Source organism: Streptomyces sp. NBC_00012, from assembly GCF_045040875.1.
Taxonomy (GTDB): domain Bacteria; phylum Actinomycetota; class Actinomycetes; order Streptomycetales; family Streptomycetaceae; genus Streptomyces.
Genome location: NZ_CP108309.1, coordinates 2,552,414 through 2,570,759 on the forward strand (window position 1 = coordinate 2,552,414; position 18,346 = coordinate 2,570,759).

Sequence of the window (18,346 nt, forward strand, 5' to 3'; positions counted from 1 at the left end):
GAGGAACGCGGACAAAGCCCTCCCAGGGCCCGCCCGATGGGCCCTTGGGGGGACTGCGTACGACAGCCGTGGCCGCGGCAGCCGCTCCGGGGCCGTGCACGCCGAAGGGGGCGCCCGCCGGAAAGCGGGCGCCCCCTTCGGCGTCACCGGGCCGTCGCGGCCCGTTCAGCCACGGGGCCGTTTCAGCCATGAGGCCGGTCTCAGCCCATGAACTTCTTGAACTCGTCCGGCAGCTCGAAGTTCTTGTCCTCCTGCGCCGGCAGGCCGAACGCGCCGCCCTGCGCCGCCTGCTCCCGACGGGCCGCCGCGGCCTGCTCCTCGGCCTTGCGCTTCATCGGGTTGCCGCTCTTGCGCTTGCCCTTGGCCTGCTTGACCTGCTTCTTCTGCCGGCCGGGGCCGCCGCCCATGCCCGGCATCCCGGGCATCCCCGGCATGCCGCCGCCCTGGGCCATCTTCGACATCATCTTGCGGGCGTCGAAGAACCGCTCCACCAGGTTCTTCACCGCGCTGACCTCGACACCGGAGCCCTTGGCGATGCGGGCCCGGCGCGAGCCGTTGATGATCGTCGGCTCGGCGCGCTCCTTCGGGGTCATCGACTTGATGATCGCGGCGGTGCGGTCCACGTCGCGCTCGTCGATGTTGTTGATCTGGTCCTTGATCTGCCCCATGCCGGGCAGCATGCCGAGCAGCTTGGAGATGGAGCCCATCTTCCTGACCTGCTCCATCTGGGCCAGGAAGTCGTCGAGCGTGAAGTCCTTGCCCTTGCTGGACGCCAGCTTGGAGGCCATTTTGGCGGCCTCTTCCTGGCTGAAGGTCTTCTCCGCCTGCTCGATCAGGGTGAGCAGGTCACCCATGTCGAGGATGCGGGACGCCATGCGGTCGGGGTGGAAGGCGTCGAACTCGTCGAGCTTCTCACCGTTCGACGCGAACATGATCTGCTTGCCCGTGACATGGGCGATCGACAGCGCCGCACCACCGCGGGCGTCACCGTCGAGCTTGGAGAGCACCACGCCGTCGAAGCCGACGCCGTCACGGAAGGCCTCGGCGGTGTTGACCGCGTCCTGGCCGATCATCGCGTCGACGACGAAGAGGATCTCGTCCGGGCTGACGGCGTCGCGGATGTCCGCGGCCTGCTGCATCAGCTCCTGGTCGATACCGAGGCGGCCGGCGGTGTCGACGACGACGACGTCGTACTGCTTGGACCGGGCGAACTCGATCGAGTCCTTGGCGACCTGGACCGGGTCACCGACGCCGTTGCCCGGCTCGGGCGCGTACACCGCGACACCGGCGCGGTCGGCGACGACGCTGAGCTGGTTGACGGCGTTGGGGCGCTGGAGGTCACAGGCGACGAGCAGCGGGGAGTGGCCCTGGCCCTTGAGCCAGAGGCCGAGCTTTCCGGCGAGGGTGGTCTTACCGGCACCCTGGAGACCGGCGAGCATGATCACGGTGGGCGCGGTCTTGGCGAACCGCAGCCGCCGGGTCTCGCCGCCGAGGATGGAGACGAGCTCCTCGTTGACGATCTTGACGACCTGCTGGGCCGGGTTCAGCGCCTGGGAGACCTCGGCGCCGCGCGCCCGCTCCTTGACGTTGGCGATGAAGGCGCGGACGACGGGCAGCGCGACATCCGCTTCGAGCAGGGCGATACGGATCTCGCGAGCCGTGGCGTCGATGTCCGCCTCGGACAAGCGGCCCTTGCCCCTGAGGTTCTTGAAAGTCGCGGCAAGGCGGTCGGAGAGAGTATCGAACACGGCGCTCGTCGGTCCTCAGGGTCGGGGGCAAACAGGATTCGGTACCCCAGGGTATCCGGCCCGGCAGAAACGATGACCCCTGCCCGGGAAATCCCGGGTGCGGGCCACGGCGTGTGGCCACCGCGTCACGCCCGCAGAGCGGCCTCCACCGCGTCCGCCACCGCGAGCGCCCGCTCCCCTGGCAGCGGCTTCCCCTCGGTGTCCGTGACGTAGAAGGCGTCCACCGCGTTCGCCCCCAGGGTCGACACATGGGCGCTGCGCACCCGTACCGCGCTCTGTTCCAGCGCCCGGCCGATCCGGTGCAGCAGCCCCGGGGCGTCCTGGGCCCGCACCTCGATCACCGTCGCCAGCCGGGAGCCGGCCGCCGCGACGGTCACCCTCGGCGGCGGGGCCTTCACCCCTCGGCGGCGCGGATAGGCGGCCTCGCGTTCGGCGAGCCGGGCCCGGATGTCCAGGGAGCCGTCCAGGGCTCGCACGAGATCGGCGCGGAGCCGGGCGGCCTGCGGCAGCGAGCCGTACTCGGCCGCGACCCGCCAGCTGAGCAGCAGCACGTCCGCCGAGCCGCCCAGTCCGGTGGGAAGTTCCACGGCACGCAGGTCGGCGGCGCGCACGGTGAGGCGGTGCAGGGCGAGGACGCCCGCCGCCGCGGGCAGTACGCCGGGCCGGTCGGGCAGGGCGATGTGGAGTTCGACTCCGACGGGCTCCGGTTCGCCGTCCTCGTCCGGGGCCCCGGCCTGGGCGCGCAGCGCGAGGACGGGGCCGCCGGTGCGCAGGGCCTCGATGGCGAGGCGTTCCTGTTCGGCGCCGGGTGCGGCGGGTTCCGGATCCTGCGGGGCCCGGCCGGCGAGCACGGCGGCGACGCGCCCCACCAGGTCGGCGACGAGGGAAGCCCGCCAGGAGGACCATGCGGCGGGCCCGGTGGCGAGCGCGTCGGCCTCGGTGAGCGCGTGCAGGAGCTCCAGGGTCGTGGCGCTCCTGACCGCGTCGGCGACCGAGCGGACGGTCGCCGGGTCGTCGAGGTCACGACGGGTGGCGGTCTCGACGAGCAGCAGGTGATGGCGTACGAGGGTGGCGATGACGCCCACGTCGTGCTGGTCGAAGCCGATCCGGGCGGCCGTGTCCCGGGCGATCACCTCACCGGCGACGGAGTGGTCGCCCGGCCAGCCCTTGCCGATGTCGTGCAGCAGCGCGGCGACCAGGAGCAGGTCGGGGCGGCCGACGCGGCGGGTGAGGGCACAGGCGCGGACGGCCGCTTCGACGAGGTGGCGGTCGACGGTCCAGGTGTGGACGGGGTTGCGCTGGGGGCGGCAGCGGACGCGTTCCCAGTCCGGGAGCAGCCGGGTGATGAGCCCTTCGGCTTCGAGCGCCTCCCAGACGCGGACGGTGGCCTCGCCGGCGCCGAGGAGGGTGACGAGTTCCTCGCGGGCCTCGGCGGGCCAGGGCACCGGCAGCGGGGGCGCGGAGGTGGCGAGCCTGCGTACGACATGGCGGGAGAGCGGGAGCTCGGACTGGGCGGCTGCGGCGGCGGCGCGCAGCACGAGGGCGGGGTCGCGTTCGGGGCGGGCGGTGCGGGCGAGGACCACTTCGCCGTCGGCCTCGACGACGCCCTCGGCGAGCGGGGTGCGTTCCGGGGCGGCCGTCCTGCCGCCGAGGATCGCGCGCAGCCGGGGGCGCGCGGACCGGGCGCGCAGGACGCGGTCGACCTCGCGCCAGGTGACGTCGGTGGCGTACGAGATGGTGCGGGCGGCCTCGTAGACCTGGCGGAGCAGAGTGTCCGCGTCGAGGATCCCGAGGGCGTCCGCGACCTGGTCCTGTTCCTGGAGGGCGAGGCGGTCGGTGGCCCGGCCGGTGGTGAGGTGGAGGGCGTCCCGGGCGTCGAGGAGGACCCGGCGGGCTTCGGCGAGCCCTTCGCGGGGGGCGTCGGCGACCCAGGACGCGGCGACGGCGCGCAGCGCGGTGGCGTCCCGAAGTCCGCCGCGTGCCTCCTTGAGGTCGGGTTCGAGGAGGAATTGCAGCTCGCCCTGGCGTTCGGCGCGTTCGCGGCAGAGTTCATGGAGCGCGGGCAGGCGTCTGGGGGCCTGGTTGCGCCAGTCGGCGAGGATCGCGGTGCGCATCGCGGCGACGAGCCCGAGGTCCCCGGCGACGGGCCGGGCGTCGAGCAGCCCGAGCTGGACCTTGAGGTCCTCGGCCGCGGTCCTGCGCGCCTCGGCGGGGGTGCGTACGGAGTGGTCGAGGGCGAGGCCGAGGTCCCAGACCGGGTACCAGACACGGTCGGCGAGGGCGGCGACGGCCGCGGGACCGGCGTTCCCGTCGTGCAGGAGCAGCAGGTCGAGATCGCTGCGCGGGGAGAGTTCACCGCGTCCGTAGCCGCCGACGGCGACCAGGGCGGCGCCCTGGACACCGGTCTGCCGGGCGGCGGCGGTGAACAGCGCGGTGAGCCAGTCGTCGGTGAGCGACGCGAGAGCCGTGCGGCGCGGCGGCCCGGACCGCGCCTCATCCTGGAGAAGGCGCAGCCGGGCCGCCGCGTAGCCGCCGGGTTCCGAGTCTGCGGATTCGGTGGTGGTCTCGGTGCTCGTCACCCGGCTGCCTCTCGTTTCGGGACCGTCGGCGTTTCGGGACCGGCGGCGCTTCGGGACCGGCGGCGCTTCGGATCCGTCGGCCATCGGAACCGGCGGTGTTCCGGAACCGCCGGCCTTCGGAACCGTCGGTCAGAGTGCGTCCGGGCCGCGTTCGCCCGTCCGTACCCGGATCGCGGTCTCGACCGGCACGCTCCAGACCTTGCCGTCGCCGATCTTGCCGGTGCGGGCGGCCTTCACGACGATGTCGATGAGCTGTTCGGAGTCCTCGTCCTCGACCAGGACCTCGATCCGGATCTTGGGTACGAGGTCGACGGTGTACTCGGCGCCCCGGTAGACCTCGGTGTGGCCGCGCTGACGTCCGTATCCGCTGGCCTCGGTGACCGTGAGGCCATGGACCCCGAAGGCCTGGAGGGCCTCCTTGATCTCGTCCAGCCGGTGTGGCTTCACGACCGCGGTGATGAGCTTCATGCGTCCACCTTCTTCGTCTTCGCTGCTGCCGTGCTGCCCGGGGCGGAGCTCGCGGTGCGCGGGGCCGCGCCGCCGCCCGCTCCGCTGAAGTCGTACGCGGTCTCGGCGTGTTCGACCTGGTCGATGCCGGAGATCTCGTCGTCCTCGGGGACCCGCATCCCGATCGTCCGGTCCAGCAGGAAGGCCAGGATCGCGGAGGCGACGAGAGAGTACGCGAGGACGGCGAGAACGCCGACGGCCTGCTTGCCGAGCTGTTCGAGGCCGCCGCCGTAGAAGAGGCCCTTGGCGTCGGACTGGACGCCTCCGGTGGCGAAGAGGCCGACGAGGAGGGAGCCCGCGATGCCGCCGACGAGGTGGACGCCGACCACGTCCAGCGAGTCGTCGTAGCCGAACCGGTACTTCAGGCCGACTGCCATGGCGCAGAGCACACCGGCGATCGCGCCGACCGCGATGGCGCCGAGCGGGCTGACCGCGCCGCCGGACGGCGTGATGGCGACGAGTCCGGCGACCGCGCCGGAGGCGGCTCCGAGAGTGGTGAAGGAGCCGTGGCGGAGCTTCTCGTAGCCGAGCCAGGCGAGCATCGCGGCGGCGGTGGCCACCTGGGTGTTGACGAACATCACCGCGCCGACGCCGTCGTCGTTGCCGAGCCACGAGCCGGCGTTGAAGCCGAACCAGCCGAACCAGAGCAGACCGGCGCCGAGCATGACGAGCGGCAGGCTGTGCGGCCGCATCGGGTCCTTCTTGAAGCCGACGCGCTTGCCGATGACGAGGATCACGCCGAGCGCCGCCGCACCGGCGTTGATGTGGACGGCCGTACCGCCCGCGAAGTCGATGACGCCCATCTCGAAGAGCCAGCCGCCCGCGCCCCAGACCCAGTGGGCGACGGGGAAGTATACGACGGTGACCCAGAGCGTGATGAACAGGGCCCACGAGGTGAACTTGACCCGGTCGGCGAGGGCACCGCTGATCAGCGCCGGGGTGAGCACGGCGAACATCAGCTGGAAGACGGCGAATACAAAGACCGGGATCGTGTAGCCGTCCCAGAGCTGGGTGACCCCGATCCCGCTGAGTCCGAGGTAGTCCGAGCTCCAGCCGACGACGGAGCCGATGTCGGTGCCGAAGGCGAGGCTGAACCCGAAGAGCACCCACAGGATCGTGACGATCCCGAGGCTGATGAAGCTCATCATCAGCATGTTGAGGGTGCTCTTGACGCGGACCATGCCTCCGTAGAAGAAGGCGAGGGCCGGGGTCATCAGCATCACCAGGGCGGAGCAGATCAGCATGAACCCGGTATTGGCGGCAGACAGGGTCGGGGTGTCTGCGGCAAGCGTCGTGATGCCTGGGGGCATCGGCGTCTCCTCGTCGTCGGTGCGGCCGCGTGCGGGCGATTGGGAGCGGCACCACGTGCGGGACCACTGGGGAAAAGGTGCGGGCCGGTTATGGCCACGAGATTCGCCCAGCGCGGTTTCCGCCGATGCCGCACGGTGTTTCACGGCGGTGACGAAGAGGTCGGGTGTGTTACGCCGCCATGAACCGCCGGTGGCACGACCGGCTCCGGCCCTGTCCCGCGGCCGGGGCCGCATACGGTGCGGTTACGACTCTGGCGCACGGGCACTGCAACGCGAACCGGCCACGCCGACCACCGGCTGACCTGGCAATCGGGGGAGCCGAAGTCGGTCTGTGCGGGGTGGTCGCCGTGGCCGGGGCCCGGGGGTGCTGCTCAGACCGCTTCGGCGGTCTCCGGCAGCTGCTCGGTGAGGAGGTCGGTGAGCCGGGCGACTTCGGGGATGTCCCCGAAGTCCCTGGCAGCGGTGTCGACGGTCTTGCGTAGCCGGGTGTTGACGCGCTCGGATCGGATCCTCCTGGCGACGCGCAGCGCCTTCTCGGCCAGCACCGTCGACTCTTCGGGCTCGCGCTTGAGGAGGTGGACGGTGGCGAGACCGATCAGGTTCAGCGCGTACGACCGCTGGTGCTCGTCGTCGTCGCCGAAGAGCTGGACGGCCTTCTCCATCAGGGGCTCGGCGAGCGAGGCGTACGTGGGGCTGCGACCCGCCACATAGGCGAGGTCGCGGTAGGAGTGGGAGTTCTCGCCGTTGAGCTCGGCCTCCGAGAAGAAGCGGATCCAGTCGGGCTCGGGCTCGCCGTCGATGCCCACGTCGAGGAAGGTGTCCTCGGCCATCCGGACGGCTCGTTTGCATTTGCTGGGCTGGCCCATGTTGGCGTACGCGCGGGCCTCCATCGCGTACAGCATGGCCTGGGTGCGCGGGGTGGCGCAGTCCCGGCTGCCGTACTGCGCGAGGTGGATCAGTTCCAGGGCGTCGTCGGGCCGTCCGAGGTGGATCATCTGGCGGCTCATGCTGGACAGGATGTACGAGCCCAGGGGTTTGTCACCGGCCTCCTTGGAGGCATGCAGCGCGAGGACGAAGTACTTCTGGGCGGTGGGCTGGAGGCCGACGTCGTAGCTCATCCAGCCCGCCAGCTCGGCCAGCTCGGCGGCGCACCGGAAGAGCCGCTTGGCGGTGGCCTCCGGCTGTGGTTCCTGGAGCAGGTCGGTGACCTCGTGGAGCTGTCCGACGACGGCCTTGCGGCGCAGTCCGCCGCCGCACTGCGCGTCCCACTGGCGGAACATCGCGGTGGTGGACTCCAGCAGATCGAGCTCGGGGCTGGAGAGCCTTGAGGGGCGGCGGGCCGTCGCCGGGTCCGGTTCGGCGGGGCCGGCGGCGAAGACGGGGACCAGCCAGCGCTGCATGGGCTCGATGAGCGCGGGTCCGGCGGCCAGGGCGAGCGAGGAGCCGAGGAATCCCCGGCGGGCGAGCATCAGGTCGCTGCGGGAGAACTCGCTGAGCAGGGCGACGGTCTGCGGGCCCGCCCAGGGCAGGTCGACGCCGGACACGGACGGCGACTGGTGCGCGGTGCGCAGTCCGAGGTCCTCGATGGCGACGACGGCGCCGAAGCGCTCCGAGAAGAGCTCGGAGAGAATGCGCGGGATCGGCTCGCGCGGCTGCTCGCCGTCGAGCCAGCGGCGCACCCGGGACGTGTCGGTGCTGATGTGGTGGGCACCCATCTGGCGCGCCCGGCGGTTGACCTGGCGCGCGAGCTCGCCCTTCGACCAGCCGCTTCGCACGAACCATGAGCTCAATTGCCCATTGGGGCGCTTGCCGGCATTCGAATCGCCTGCGCCGCTGCCACTCACTGGAACGCCCCCATCCCGCTGAATTCCTGTCGCGCGAACCATTACCAGAATGCCCTGAGCCGATGCCGCCCATGCGGAGGTCGCGCACCATCGAACATGAAATCGGGTTGCCTCCGGCATACCCACGGGCGCACATACTTCCATGGTTCGTGTACCGACGGTAATCCTACGATCACCCCCCGGGCGAGGGCCCTTGCAGAAACGCCACCATTCGCCACCCCTTCGAATGAACGCCACCCCCGTCGGGCGCGATTCACTTGACACACGGCGATCAGCAGGGGGCGCAGGGATGCGCAAAGGGGCGCGCGAAGAATGTCGCACGACCGCGGATATCACCGGCGCACTCCGGATCGCCGACGACGACGGAGCGTCACGACTCCAGCCCGCGTCGTAACCACCGGCGAGTCGGACCCGTTGGAGGGGGCATGGGCTTCACTATCGGCGGCATCCGCGAGATGCGCACCGGCTCACGGCGCCGCGGCCGTGCGGCCGAGTACACGGCAGTGGCCGAGTGCACGGGGCTGTGGGGCTGGGCCGTCGCGCCGGGTGCGCGGGCAGCGGCCGGCCGCTGCTCCTGCGGGCAGGCGGGCTGCCCCTCCCCCGGCGCCCATCCGCTGGACTTCGCCCCCGAGGTCCCCGCGGGCGCCACGCTCGACGCGGCGGCCGACGCCTGGGCCCGGACGCCCGGCGCCTCGATGCTGCTGCCGGTGGGGCGCTCCTTCGATGTGCTCGACGTCGCCGAGGCGGCGGGGCGGCGGGCCCTGGTCCGGATGGAGCGGATGGGGCTGCCGCTCGGCCCGGTCGCGGTGACCCCGGCCGGGCGGGCCCAGTTCTTCGTGGCCCCGGGTGCCGCCGCCGAGCTCCCGCAGCTGCTGTACCGGATGGGCTGGGACGACGCGGGGCTGGACCTGCGGGCACTGGGGCCCGGCTGCCACGTTACCGCCCCGCCGTCCGACGAGGGCGGCCTGGGCCCGGTCCGGTGGCTGCGCCCGCCGGAGCTGGACACGGCGGCCGCGCCGCCGCCGGCCCGACTGCTGCTGGGCACGCTGGCGTACAGCTGCCATCGCGCACCGCTGTGCGGCTGAGCGCGCGACGCCTGAGCCGGCCCCGTAAACAAACGCCGAAGAGCCCGACCGCGGCTTGTGTCATGCGGTCGGGCTCTTCGGGTGCGGCGCGGGGTGTCAGTCGCCGATCAGTGCGTCCACGAACGCCTCCGGCTCGAACGGGGCCAGGTCGTCCGGGCCCTCACCCAGTCCGACCAGCTTCACCGGCACGCCCAGCTCGCGCTGGACGGCGACGACGATGCCGCCCTTGGCGGTTCCGTCCAGCTTGGTGAGCACGATGCCGGTGATGTCCACGACCTCGGCGAACACCCGGGCCTGCACCAGACCGTTCTGACCGGTCGTGGCGTCGAGGACGAGCAGGACCTCGTCGAGCGGCCCGTGCTTCTCGACGACCCGCTTGACCTTGCCGAGCTCGTCCATCAGCCCGGTCTTGGTGTGCAGCCGTCCTGCGGTGTCGATGAGGACCACATCGGCGCCCTCGGCGATGCCCTCCTTCACCGCGTCGAAGGCGATCGAGGCGGGGTCGCCGCCCTCGGGGCCGCGCACGGTGCGGGCGCCGACGCGCTCGCCCCAGGTCTGGAGCTGGTCGGCGGCGGCCGCCCGGAAGGTGTCGGCCGCGCCGAGCACGACGCTGCGGCCGTCGGCGACGAGCACCCGGGCCAGCTTGCCAGTGGTGGTGGTCTTGCCGGTTCCGTTGACGCCGACGACCATCACGACGCCGGGGGTATCGAGGCCGCCCTCCGTCTTGACCGCACGGTCGAAGTCGGTGCCGAGCAGGTTGAGGAGCTCCTCGCGCAGCAGCGCGCGCAGCCCCTCGGGGGTACGGGTGCCGAGCACGCGGACGCGCTCGCGGAGCCGCTCCACCAGTTCCTGGGTGGGCGTGACGCCGACGTCGGCGGTGAGGAGGGTGTCCTCGATCTCCTCCCAGGTGTCCTCGTCGAGGTTGTCACGGGACAGGAGCGTGAGCAGCCCCTTGCCGAGGGAGTTCTGCGATCGGGCGAGCCGGGCGCGCAGCCGTACGAGCCGGCCGGCGGTGGGCTCGGGCACTTCGAGGGCGGGGGCGGCGGGCGCCTCCGGCTCGACGGCCTCGGGGGCCTCCTCGGCGGGAGCCCCGGCCTCGGAGGGGCCGACCTCCTCGATGGTGCGGCGCGGTTCCTCGCGCGGCGTCTCGGCTTCCTCGCCGACATGGGGCTCGGCGGGAGGAGTGATGGTCGGCGTGCTCGACGGTGCCGGGGGCAGCTGCTTCTTCTTGCGGCTGCTGACCACGAGCCCGCTGATCACGCCGACCGCGACCAGGGCGATGACTACAGCAAGGATGACGAATTCCATAACCCACCCAGTATCAGTCACGTCCGCCCACGGGGGCCGCCCCGAAGGATCACCCGAGTATCACCTTGGCCGTAATGCACCTTTTGGCGGTAAAGGTACGATCCTGCCTGTGGAGACCCGCGGCCTGGAACCCGTCCCCGACAACGAACGCACCGGCCGGGTACGGACCCTCTTCCCCACCTGGGTCGGCGCGAACCTGACCGTGCTCCTGCTCACCGTCGGCGCCGGGCTCGTCGTCTTCAACGGGCTGAATCTCTGGCAGGTGCTGGTGGTCGCCCTCGCGGCCTCGGCCATCGGCTTCGGGCTGGTCGGCCTGGTCTCGATCGCGGGCAGACGGGGCGGCGCCCCCGGCATGGCGCTCTCCCGGGCCGTCTTCGGACAGCGCGGCAATCTGCTGCCCGGCGCACTGACCTGGGTCGCCCGCTGGGGCTGGGAGACGGTGAACGCGGTCACCGGCACCTACGCGGTGCTCGCCGTGCTGAGCCGTCTCTTCGGCGTCACGAGCAGCGACCGGCTGACCCTGGCGACCCTGCTCGCCTTCGTGGGCTGCAGCTGTCTGGTGTCGGGGCTGGGCCTGGGTGCGCTGCGGGTGTGCTGCACCTGGTCGACGTATCTCTTCGGCGGTGTCAGCGTGCTCGTACTGGTCCATCTGGTCGGCGCGACCGACTGGCGGGAAGCGCTGGGCAGGCCCGCCGGACCGGCGACGATGATGATCGCCGGGGTCGGCACGCTGGCGGCCGGCGGTCTCAGCTGGGCCCCGTCGGGCCCCGACTTCGCCCGTTACCTGCCGCGCACGGCGTCCGGCCGGGCGATGATCGGGGCGACCGTGGGCGGCGCCGGGATCGTGTACGTACCGATGGTGCTGATGGGGGCCGTGATGGCGGTCGCCGAACCGGGGCTGGCCGTCACCCGCGACCCGATCGCGTTCATCGGTCCGCTGCTGCCCGACTGGCTCTCGGTGCCGTATCTGCTGTTCGCGGTGGTCGGCATGGTGCTGATCAACGCGATGTCGCTGTACTCGGCCGGATTCACCGCGCAGACCCTGGGATTCAGGATCCCCCGCACCTGGGCGGTCGGAGTGAACGCGGCCATCAGCCTGTTCCTGGGCACGACGCTGATGCTCACGGCCACGGGCTTCCTGGATTCCTTCATCTCCTTCCTGACGCTGCTCGCCGTGACGTTCTCCGCGTGGATCGGGGTCTTCGCCGTGGATCTGCTGCGGGGCCGTACGTACGATCCGGCGGCGCTCCTGGACACCACGCCGGCCGGCGCCTACTGGTACACCGCGGGCTTCGCCGTGCCGGCCGTGGCCGCATGGGCCGCGGGGCTGGTGACGGGCCTGCTCTTCACCGGCGTGCGGTGGTTCGCCGGGCCGCTCGCCACCACCTGGATCGGGCGCCAGGGGCTGGGCTGGGCGGCCACGATCACCGTCTCCGCCGCGCTGTACGCGGTCCTGCCGCGTCCCGCCGCACGGGCCCTGGATGACGGCGACGGATCCGGCGACAGCACACCCCTACACTTCTGACGCCACGTCAGCTACTGTCCCGCCTCGCCGAGCCCGCCCGACGATGGGGACAAGTCTCATGGCCTTCACAGTGGTCCGGTTCAATCTCGTCGATCCCGATGCCACCCCCGAGTCGCTCTCGTCCCGCTACCGCGCCGCGCTGGAGATGGCCGCGTACGCCGACGAGCACACCGTCGACACCGTGCAGACCGAGGAGCACCACGGCGTCGCCAACTCCTGGCTGCCCTCCCCCTTCGTCTTCGCGGGCTCGGTCTTCGGTGCCACCCGCCGGATCGCGGTCACCGTCTCGGCGATCATCGGCCCGCTGCACGACCCGCTGCGGCTGGCCGAGGACATCGCGGTCCTGGACCTGCTGAGCGCCGGACGGCTGGTGACGGTGGCGGGGATCGGCTACCGGCCCGAGGAGTACGAACAGGCGGGCGTCGAGTGGGGCAGGCGCGGCAGGCTCCAGGACGAGCTGCTGGAGACGCTGCTCCAGGCGTGGAGCGGTGAGCCGTTCCCGTACCGGGGCCGTACGGTGCGCGTCACGCCACGCCCGTACACCCGGCCGCACCCGCTGCTGCTGGTGGGTGGCAGTTCGCGGGCGGCGGCGCGGCGGGCGGCGCGGCTCGGGCTGCCGTTCTTCCCGAGCGCGCATCTGCCGGAGATCGAGGCGTACTACCAGGAACGGCGCGCCGAGTTCGGGACGGACGGCTTCTGCATGATGCCCGCCGCCGAGACACCGCTGCTGCATGTGTCCGAGGACCCGGACCGGACCTGGGCCGAGTACGGCGAGCACTTCCTGCACGAGGCACGCACGTACGCCTCCTGGCAGTCCAAGGACATCCGCTCCGCCGTGCGTTCGGCGGCGACGACGGTGCCGGAACTGCGGGCCGAGGGGGTCTACCGGGTCGTCACGCCCGACGAGTGCGCCGCGGCGGCCACGGAGCTGGACAGTCTGGTGCTGCATCCGCTGTGCGGCGGGATGCCGGTCGAGGAGGGGTGGCGCAGTCTGCGGCTGTTCTGCGGGGCCATCGCGCCCGACCGCCCCTGACCGGCGGGGATCAGCCCATCTCTTCCAGCGCCTTGCCCTTGGTCTCCTTCACGAACTTGAGCACGAAGGGGATCGAGAGCGTGGCGAAGCAGGCGTAGATGATGTACGTGCCCGACAGGTTCCAGTCGGCCAGGCTCGGGAAGCTCGCGGTGATCGCCCAGTTGGCGATCCACTGCGCGGACGCGGCGACGCCGAGCGCGGCGGCGCGGATCTTGTTGGGGAACATCTCGCCGAGGAAGACCCAGACGATCACACCCCACGACAGGGCGAAGAAGAGCACGAACACATGGGCCGCTACGAGCGCCACGACGCCCTGGGTGGTGGGCAGTTTGCCGTCGACCAGGTCGGCGGAGAAGGCCCAGGCCTCGAAGGCGAGAGCAATGGCCATGCCGGTGGAGCCCGCCAGCGCGAGCGGCTTGCGGCCCACCCGGTCCACCAGGACCATCGCGATGACGGTACCGATGATGTTGATGATGGAGGTGGTGAACGACCAGAAGAACGAGGCGGTCGGGTCGATGCCGACGGACTGCCAGAGCGTCGCCGAGTAGTAGAACGCCACGTTGATGCCGACGAGTTGCTGGAAGACCGACAGCCCGATGCCGACCCAGACGATCGGCAGGAAGCCGAAGCGGCTGCCGAGCAGGTCCGTGAACTTGGACTTGTGCTCGCGGTGCATCGCGGTCTCGATCTCGGTCACCCGGGCGTCCAGGTCGACGTTCTTGCCCTCGACCTCCTCCAGGATCTTCCGGGCCCGGGCCTTCTTGCCGACCGAGATCAGGAACCGCGGCGACTCGGGGATCGCGAAGGACAGGAGCCCGTACAGGACCGCCGGGACGACCATCACACCGAGCATCCACTGCCAGGCTTCGAGGCCGCCGATCTTTCCGCGCTGGTCACCGTCGGCCAGCTGCAGAATGCCGTAGTTGACCAGCTGGGAGATGGCGATGCCGACGACGATCGCCGCCTGCTGGAAGGAGCCGAGCCGGCCCCGGTAGGCGGGCGGCGAGACCTCCGCGATGTACGCCGGGCCGATCACGGAGGCCATGCCGATGGCGAAGCCGCCGATGATGCGCCACATCGCCAGGTCCCAGAGGGCGAAGGGGAGCGCGGAGCCGACGGCGCTGATGGTGAAGAGCACGGAGGCGATCTGCATGCAGCGGATGCGGCCGATGCGGTCGGCGATGCGCCCCGCGGTGGCCGCGCCGATCGCGCAGCCGATCAGGGCGATGGCGATGACCTGGGCGAGCGTTCCCGAGCCGATGTCGTAGCGGCTGCGGATCGCCTCGACGGCGCCGTTGATGACGGAGCTGTCGTAGCCGAACAGGAACCCGCCCATCGCGGCGGCGGCGGTGATGAAGATGACATGGCCGAGGTGGTCCGGGTGGGCCGCTCGGGCTCCGGACGCCGGTCCCCGCGAAGTGCTGGTCACATGAGCTCCTGATGCCTGGCCGCGTCGTCAGGTGTGTGGGCGAACCCTTCCAAGTGGCACACAACTTCCCGGCCGCCACCACTTGAGGTCCACGGGCGCGAGCCGGCCCGGGGAGCACCCCGCGGGCCGGGCCGGACGGGGGCTCAGCGCAGGCGCTGGCTGATGACCTTCGAGACGCCGTCGCCCTGCATCGAGACGCCGTACAGCGCGTCGGCGACCTCCATCGTCCGCTTCTGGTGCGTGATCACGATGAGCTGCGAGCTCTCCTGGAGCTCCTCCATGATCCGGATCAGCCGCTGGAGATTGGTGTCGTCGAGCGCCGCCTCGACCTCGTCCATCACGTAGAACGGGCTCGGCCGTGCCTTGAAGATGGAGACCAGCAACGCCACCGCCGTGAGCGAGCGTTCGCCGCCGGACAACAGCGAGAGCCGCTTGACCTTCTTGCCGGGCGGCCTCGCCTCGACGTCCACACCGGTCGCGAGCATGTTGTCCGGGTCGGTCAGGATCAGCCGGCCCTCGCCGCCCGGGAAGAGCCGCGAGAAGACGCCCTCGAACTCTCGGGCCGTGTCCCGGTACGCCTCCGTGAACACCTGCTCGACCCGCTCGTCGACCTCCTTGATGACCTGTATCAGATCGGCCCGGGTCTTCTTCAGGTCTTCGAGCTGCTCGGAGAGAAACTTGTGCCGGTCCTCCAGCGCCGAGAACTCCTCCAGGGCGAGCGGGTTCACCTTCCCGAGTTGCTGATACGCCCGTTCGGCCGACTTCAGGCGCTTCTCCTGCTCGGCCCTGACGAACGGCTTCGGCCGGTTGCGCGGATGCTCCGGGTCCTGCGGCAGCTCCTCGCCCTCCGCGGCGGGTGACGGCGGTACGAGCTGGTCGGGGCCGTACTCCGCGGCCAGCCCGGCCGCCTCGACGCCCATCTCCTCCAGCGCCTTCGCCTCCAGCTGCTCTATCCGCAGCCGCTTCTCGGCGCCGAGCACCTCGCCGCGGTGGACGGAGTCGGTGAGCTTGTCCAGCTCGCTCTTGAGCTCGCGGCCCCGGCCGCGCTCCGCCGCCAGCTCGCGTTCCCGCTCCGCCTTGGCCGCCTCGGCCACCACCCGCTCCTGCTCGGCCCGTACGACGGACACCTCGACGTGCGCGAGCAGCTGGCGGGCCCCGGACCCGACGGCGGAGGCCACCGCCACCTCGTGCCGCAGCCGGGCCCGGCGCCGCTCGGCGCGGGCGCGGGCCTCCCGTTCGGCGCGGGCACCCCGGTCTAGGGAGTCTGCGCGGCCGGCCAGCGCCTTGACCCTCTCCTCGTGGGTACGCGCCTGGAGCCGGGCCTCCATCTCGGTCTGGCGGGCGTTGGCACCGTCGGCGGCGAGCCGGTCGCGCACGGAGGTGTCGGGCTCGTCCTCGACCGGCATCTCCTCGGCGACGAGCAGCCGCTCGGCCAGTTCCTCGGCCTCCTCGGTCGCCCGCTCCAGCGCCTCCTGGGCACGGGCCGCCGACGCGGTCATCCGCTCGGCCTCGCCCGCCGCGCCACGGGCCTGCCCGGCCAGCCGCCCCAGTTGCTGGGACACCCCGGACTTCTCCCGCTCGGCGGCCCTGCGCCGCTCCCCGAGCTCCTCGACCAGCACGGCGCCCGCCCGGCGGCGCTCCGCCGCGATCCGCAGCGCCTCGGTCAACCCGGCACACCGTACGGCCAGTTCCTCCAGCTGGGCCGCGGCCTCGTCGACCGAAGCCTGCACTTCGAGGAGGCTCGGCGCCCCGGCGGAGCCGCCGTGCGCGAAGTGCGCCGAGAGGATGTCCCCCTCGGCCGTCACGGCCGTCAGCTCCGGGTGTACGGCGACGAGGTCCTCGGCGTCCTCCAGGGTGCCGACCACCACCATGTCCCGCACCAGCCTGCGCACGGCGCCCATCAGTTCGACGGGCCCGTGGACGAGGTCGGCCACCGCACGCGGCCCTTCGGCACCGGCACCACCAACGGCATCATCGGCACCTCCGTGACCGGGGACTCCGGCGCGCCGCACCGCGCCCAGCAGCAGCGCGGCCCGCCCCGCGTCCTGCTTGCGCAGCAGCCGGATCGCCTCCGCCGCCGTGGCCGGGTCCGTCACCGCGACCGCATCCGCCGCCGCGCCCAGTGCCGCCGCCACCGCCACCTCGTGCCCCGGCGCCACCGTCAGCAGTTCCGCGGCCGGACCGACCAGGCCCGACAGCCGGTCCCGCGCCCCGAGCAACGCGCCCGTGCCGTCCTTGCGGCGCAGTCCGAGGGCCAGCGCCTCGTGACGGGCCGCCACCGCCGCCCGCTTCCGTTCCACGGCGGTGGCCGCCTCCCGGGCCGCGGAGTGCGCCGCCTCCGCCTCGGCGAGTTCCCGCTTGGCGGCCTCGTGCTGCTCGCCGAGCTCATGATCGCCGGCGTCCAGGCCCTCGACCTCGGCCTTGAGCTGTTCGTACTCCTCCTGGGCGGCGACCGCCCGCTCCTGCGCCTCGTCCCGGGAGGCGGCCAGCCGGTCGATCTCGGCCTGCGCCGAACCGGCACGGCTGCGGGCGGCATTGACCTGGCCGTTCAACCGGGCGAGCCCCTCGCGGCGGTCCGCGATGGCACGGGCGGCGTCCTTGAGCCTGCGCTCCTCGGCCGCCAACTCACGTTCCAGTTCGGCACGGTGGGCCGCGGTGTCCTCCAGCGCGTGTTCCGCGGCCTCCAGCGCGGCGGACAGCTCCGCCTCCTGCTCGCGGATCCGCGCCGCCTCCCGCTCCATGCTTTCGGGGTCCCTGAATCCCGTACCGCGCCGCTCCTCCTCCGCAGGGGCGGAGGCGCTCTTCACCCGGGCATCGGCCAGCGAGATCGTCCCGCGCACCCGCTCGGCCAGCTGGGACAGCTCGTACCAGGTCTGCTGGGCCCGCTGGAGCCGCGGCGCCAGCCGCCGTACCTCGTCCTCCAGCTCCGCCTCGCGTGCCAGGGCCGCCTTGAGTTCCGCCTCCGCGGCCTCCCGGCGCTGCTTGAGCGCCGCTTCGTCGGCGATCTCGCTGTGCAGCGCCGTGCGCAGCCGCACCAGGTCGTCGGCGAGCAGCCGCAGTTTGGCGTCGCGCAGATCCGCCTGGATGACGGCGGCCCGGCGCGCCACGGCGGCCTGCCGGCCGAGCGGTTTCAGCTGCCGCCGCAGTTCGTCGGTGAGGTCCTGGACGCGGGCCAGATTGGCCCCCATCGCGTCCAGTTTCCGCAATGCCTTCTCTTTCCGCTTGCGGTGCTTGAGCACACCCGCGGCTTCCTCGATGAACGCGCGACGGCCCATCGGATCGGCGTGGAGCACGGAATCCAGCTGCCCCTGACCGACGATGACATGCATCTCGCGGCCGATGCCGGAGTCCGAGAGGAGTTCCTGGATGTCCAGGAGCCGACAGGTGTCGCCATTGATCTGGTACTCGCTGCCGCCATTACGGAACATGATCCGAGTGATCGTCACTTCGGCGTACTCGATGGGCAGTGCGCCGTCGGAATTGTCGATGGTCAGCGACACTTCGGCCCTGCCGAGCGGCGGCCGCCCGGTGGTACCGGCGAAGATCACGTCTTCCATCTTGCCGCCGCGCAGGGATTTGGCGCCCTGTTCCCCCATGACCCAGGAGAGCGCGTCCACCACATTGGACTTGCCGGACCCATTGGGGCCGACGACACATGTGATGCCGGGTTCGAACCGCAGCGTCGTGGCGGAGGCGAACGATTTGAAACCACGCAGGGTCAGGGCCTTGAGGTGCACGCCGCCGGACTCTACCTTTCGCTCTCGGTTTCGCTGATGAAGGTGCAGGGCACATCAGACGGTAAGGGAAGGGGTGTACGCCGGGGGGCGGGTCCCGCGCAGTTTCCGAGCCCAGGAATCCGGAAGCCCGGGAAGATCGGGAAGACCCGAACGGGAAAAGAAAGAAGGGACGCCGAAGCGCCCCTTGTCAAATCTTGTGCGGTGTTACGTCTGAGCGGTGTTCACCGGTGTTGCTGGTGCA

Annotated in this window: 11 protein-coding genes; 3 read left to right on the forward strand and 8 right to left on the reverse strand. The window is 71.7% G+C overall.

Annotated features, from left to right (window positions below; translation table 11 throughout):
- Window positions 1-200: 200 nt before the first annotated feature.
- From ffh to OHA19_RS11695, 5 genes are all read right to left on the reverse strand, one after another.
- Window positions 201-1,748: a signal recognition particle protein gene (gene ffh, locus OHA19_RS11675; protein ID WP_405716853.1), complete on the reverse strand. Its 1,548-nt coding sequence runs from the start codon at window positions 1,746-1,748 to the stop codon at window positions 201-203.
- A 125-nt stretch (window positions 1,749-1,873) separates the two neighbouring features.
- Window positions 1,874-4,327 (reverse strand): [protein-PII] uridylyltransferase, encoded by a 2,454-nt coding sequence (locus OHA19_RS11680; protein ID WP_405750174.1) that lies wholly within the window; start codon window positions 4,325-4,327, stop codon window positions 1,874-1,876.
- Window positions 4,328-4,456: 129 nt separating this feature from the next.
- The gene (locus OHA19_RS11685; protein WP_405716851.1) at window positions 4,457-4,795 is read right to left on the reverse strand and encodes a P-II family nitrogen regulator; all 339 of its coding nucleotides are present in this window, start codon (window positions 4,793-4,795) and stop codon (window positions 4,457-4,459) included.
- Window positions 4,792-6,144, reverse strand: a complete 1,353-nt coding sequence (locus OHA19_RS11690) for an ammonium transporter (protein ID WP_405716850.1) — start codon at window positions 6,142-6,144, stop codon at window positions 4,792-4,794. The genes OHA19_RS11685 and OHA19_RS11690 overlap by 4 nt, the downstream gene beginning before the upstream one ends.
- A gap of 371 nt (window positions 6,145-6,515) precedes the next feature.
- The gene (locus OHA19_RS11695; RefSeq protein ID WP_405716849.1) at window positions 6,516-7,988 is read right to left on the reverse strand and encodes a hypothetical protein; all 1,473 of its coding nucleotides are present in this window, start codon (window positions 7,986-7,988) and stop codon (window positions 6,516-6,518) included.
- A 425-nt stretch (window positions 7,989-8,413) separates the two neighbouring features.
- On the opposite strand from OHA19_RS11695, the gene OHA19_RS11700 reads away from it, so the two are divergent.
- Entirely contained in the window at window positions 8,414-9,073 is a 660-nt protein-coding gene (locus OHA19_RS11700) for a bifunctional DNA primase/polymerase (protein ID WP_405716848.1), read from the forward strand.
- Between the two features lie 96 nt (window positions 9,074-9,169).
- Here OHA19_RS11700 and ftsY read toward each other — a convergent pair whose 3' ends face one another.
- Window positions 9,170-10,381 carry a signal recognition particle-docking protein FtsY gene (gene ftsY / locus OHA19_RS11705; RefSeq protein WP_405716847.1) on the reverse strand — a complete coding sequence of 404 codons (1,212 nt, stop codon included), beginning with the start codon at window positions 10,379-10,381 and terminating at the stop codon, window positions 9,170-9,172.
- Window positions 10,382-10,490: 109 nt separating this feature from the next.
- Between ftsY and OHA19_RS11710 the strand changes: the two genes are divergently transcribed.
- A complete protein-coding gene (locus OHA19_RS11710; RefSeq protein ID WP_405716846.1) occupies window positions 10,491-11,906 on the forward strand; it encodes a purine-cytosine permease family protein in 1,416 nt (471 codons plus the stop codon).
- A gap of 58 nt (window positions 11,907-11,964) precedes the next feature.
- The gene (locus tag OHA19_RS11715; RefSeq protein WP_405716845.1) at window positions 11,965-12,939 is read left to right on the forward strand and encodes an LLM class flavin-dependent oxidoreductase; all 975 of its coding nucleotides are present in this window, start codon (window positions 11,965-11,967) and stop codon (window positions 12,937-12,939) included.
- 10 nt (window positions 12,940-12,949) lie between these two features.
- Here OHA19_RS11715 and OHA19_RS11720 read toward each other — a convergent pair whose 3' ends face one another.
- Window positions 12,950-14,368, reverse strand: coding sequence for a sugar porter family MFS transporter (locus tag OHA19_RS11720; RefSeq protein WP_405716844.1), 1,419 nt, complete (start codon window positions 14,366-14,368; stop codon window positions 12,950-12,952).
- Between the two features lie 143 nt (window positions 14,369-14,511).
- Window positions 14,512-18,105, reverse strand: coding sequence for a chromosome segregation protein SMC (smc, locus tag OHA19_RS11725; protein ID WP_405716843.1), 3,594 nt, complete (start codon window positions 18,103-18,105; stop codon window positions 14,512-14,514).
- Window positions 18,106-18,346: the final 241 nt, after the last annotated feature.

Bases quoted from the DNA above. Each gene is read 5' to 3' on its own strand.
- OHA19_RS11685 (WP_405716851.1), bottom strand. From the start codon at position 4,795: ATGAAGCTCATCACCGCGGTCGTGAAGCCACACCGGCTGGACGAGATC.
- ftsY (WP_405716847.1), bottom strand. From the start codon at position 10,381: ATGGAATTCGTCATCCTTGCTGTAGTCATCGCCCTGGTCGCGGTCGGC.
- OHA19_RS11700 (WP_405716848.1), top strand. From the start codon at position 8,414: ATGGGCTTCACTATCGGCGGCATCCGCGAGATGCGCACCGGCTCACGG.
- OHA19_RS11690 (WP_405716850.1), bottom strand. From the start codon at position 6,144: ATGCCCCCAGGCATCACGACGCTTGCCGCAGACACCCCGACCCTGTCT.
- OHA19_RS11715 (WP_405716845.1), top strand. From the start codon at position 11,965: ATGGCCTTCACAGTGGTCCGGTTCAATCTCGTCGATCCCGATGCCACC.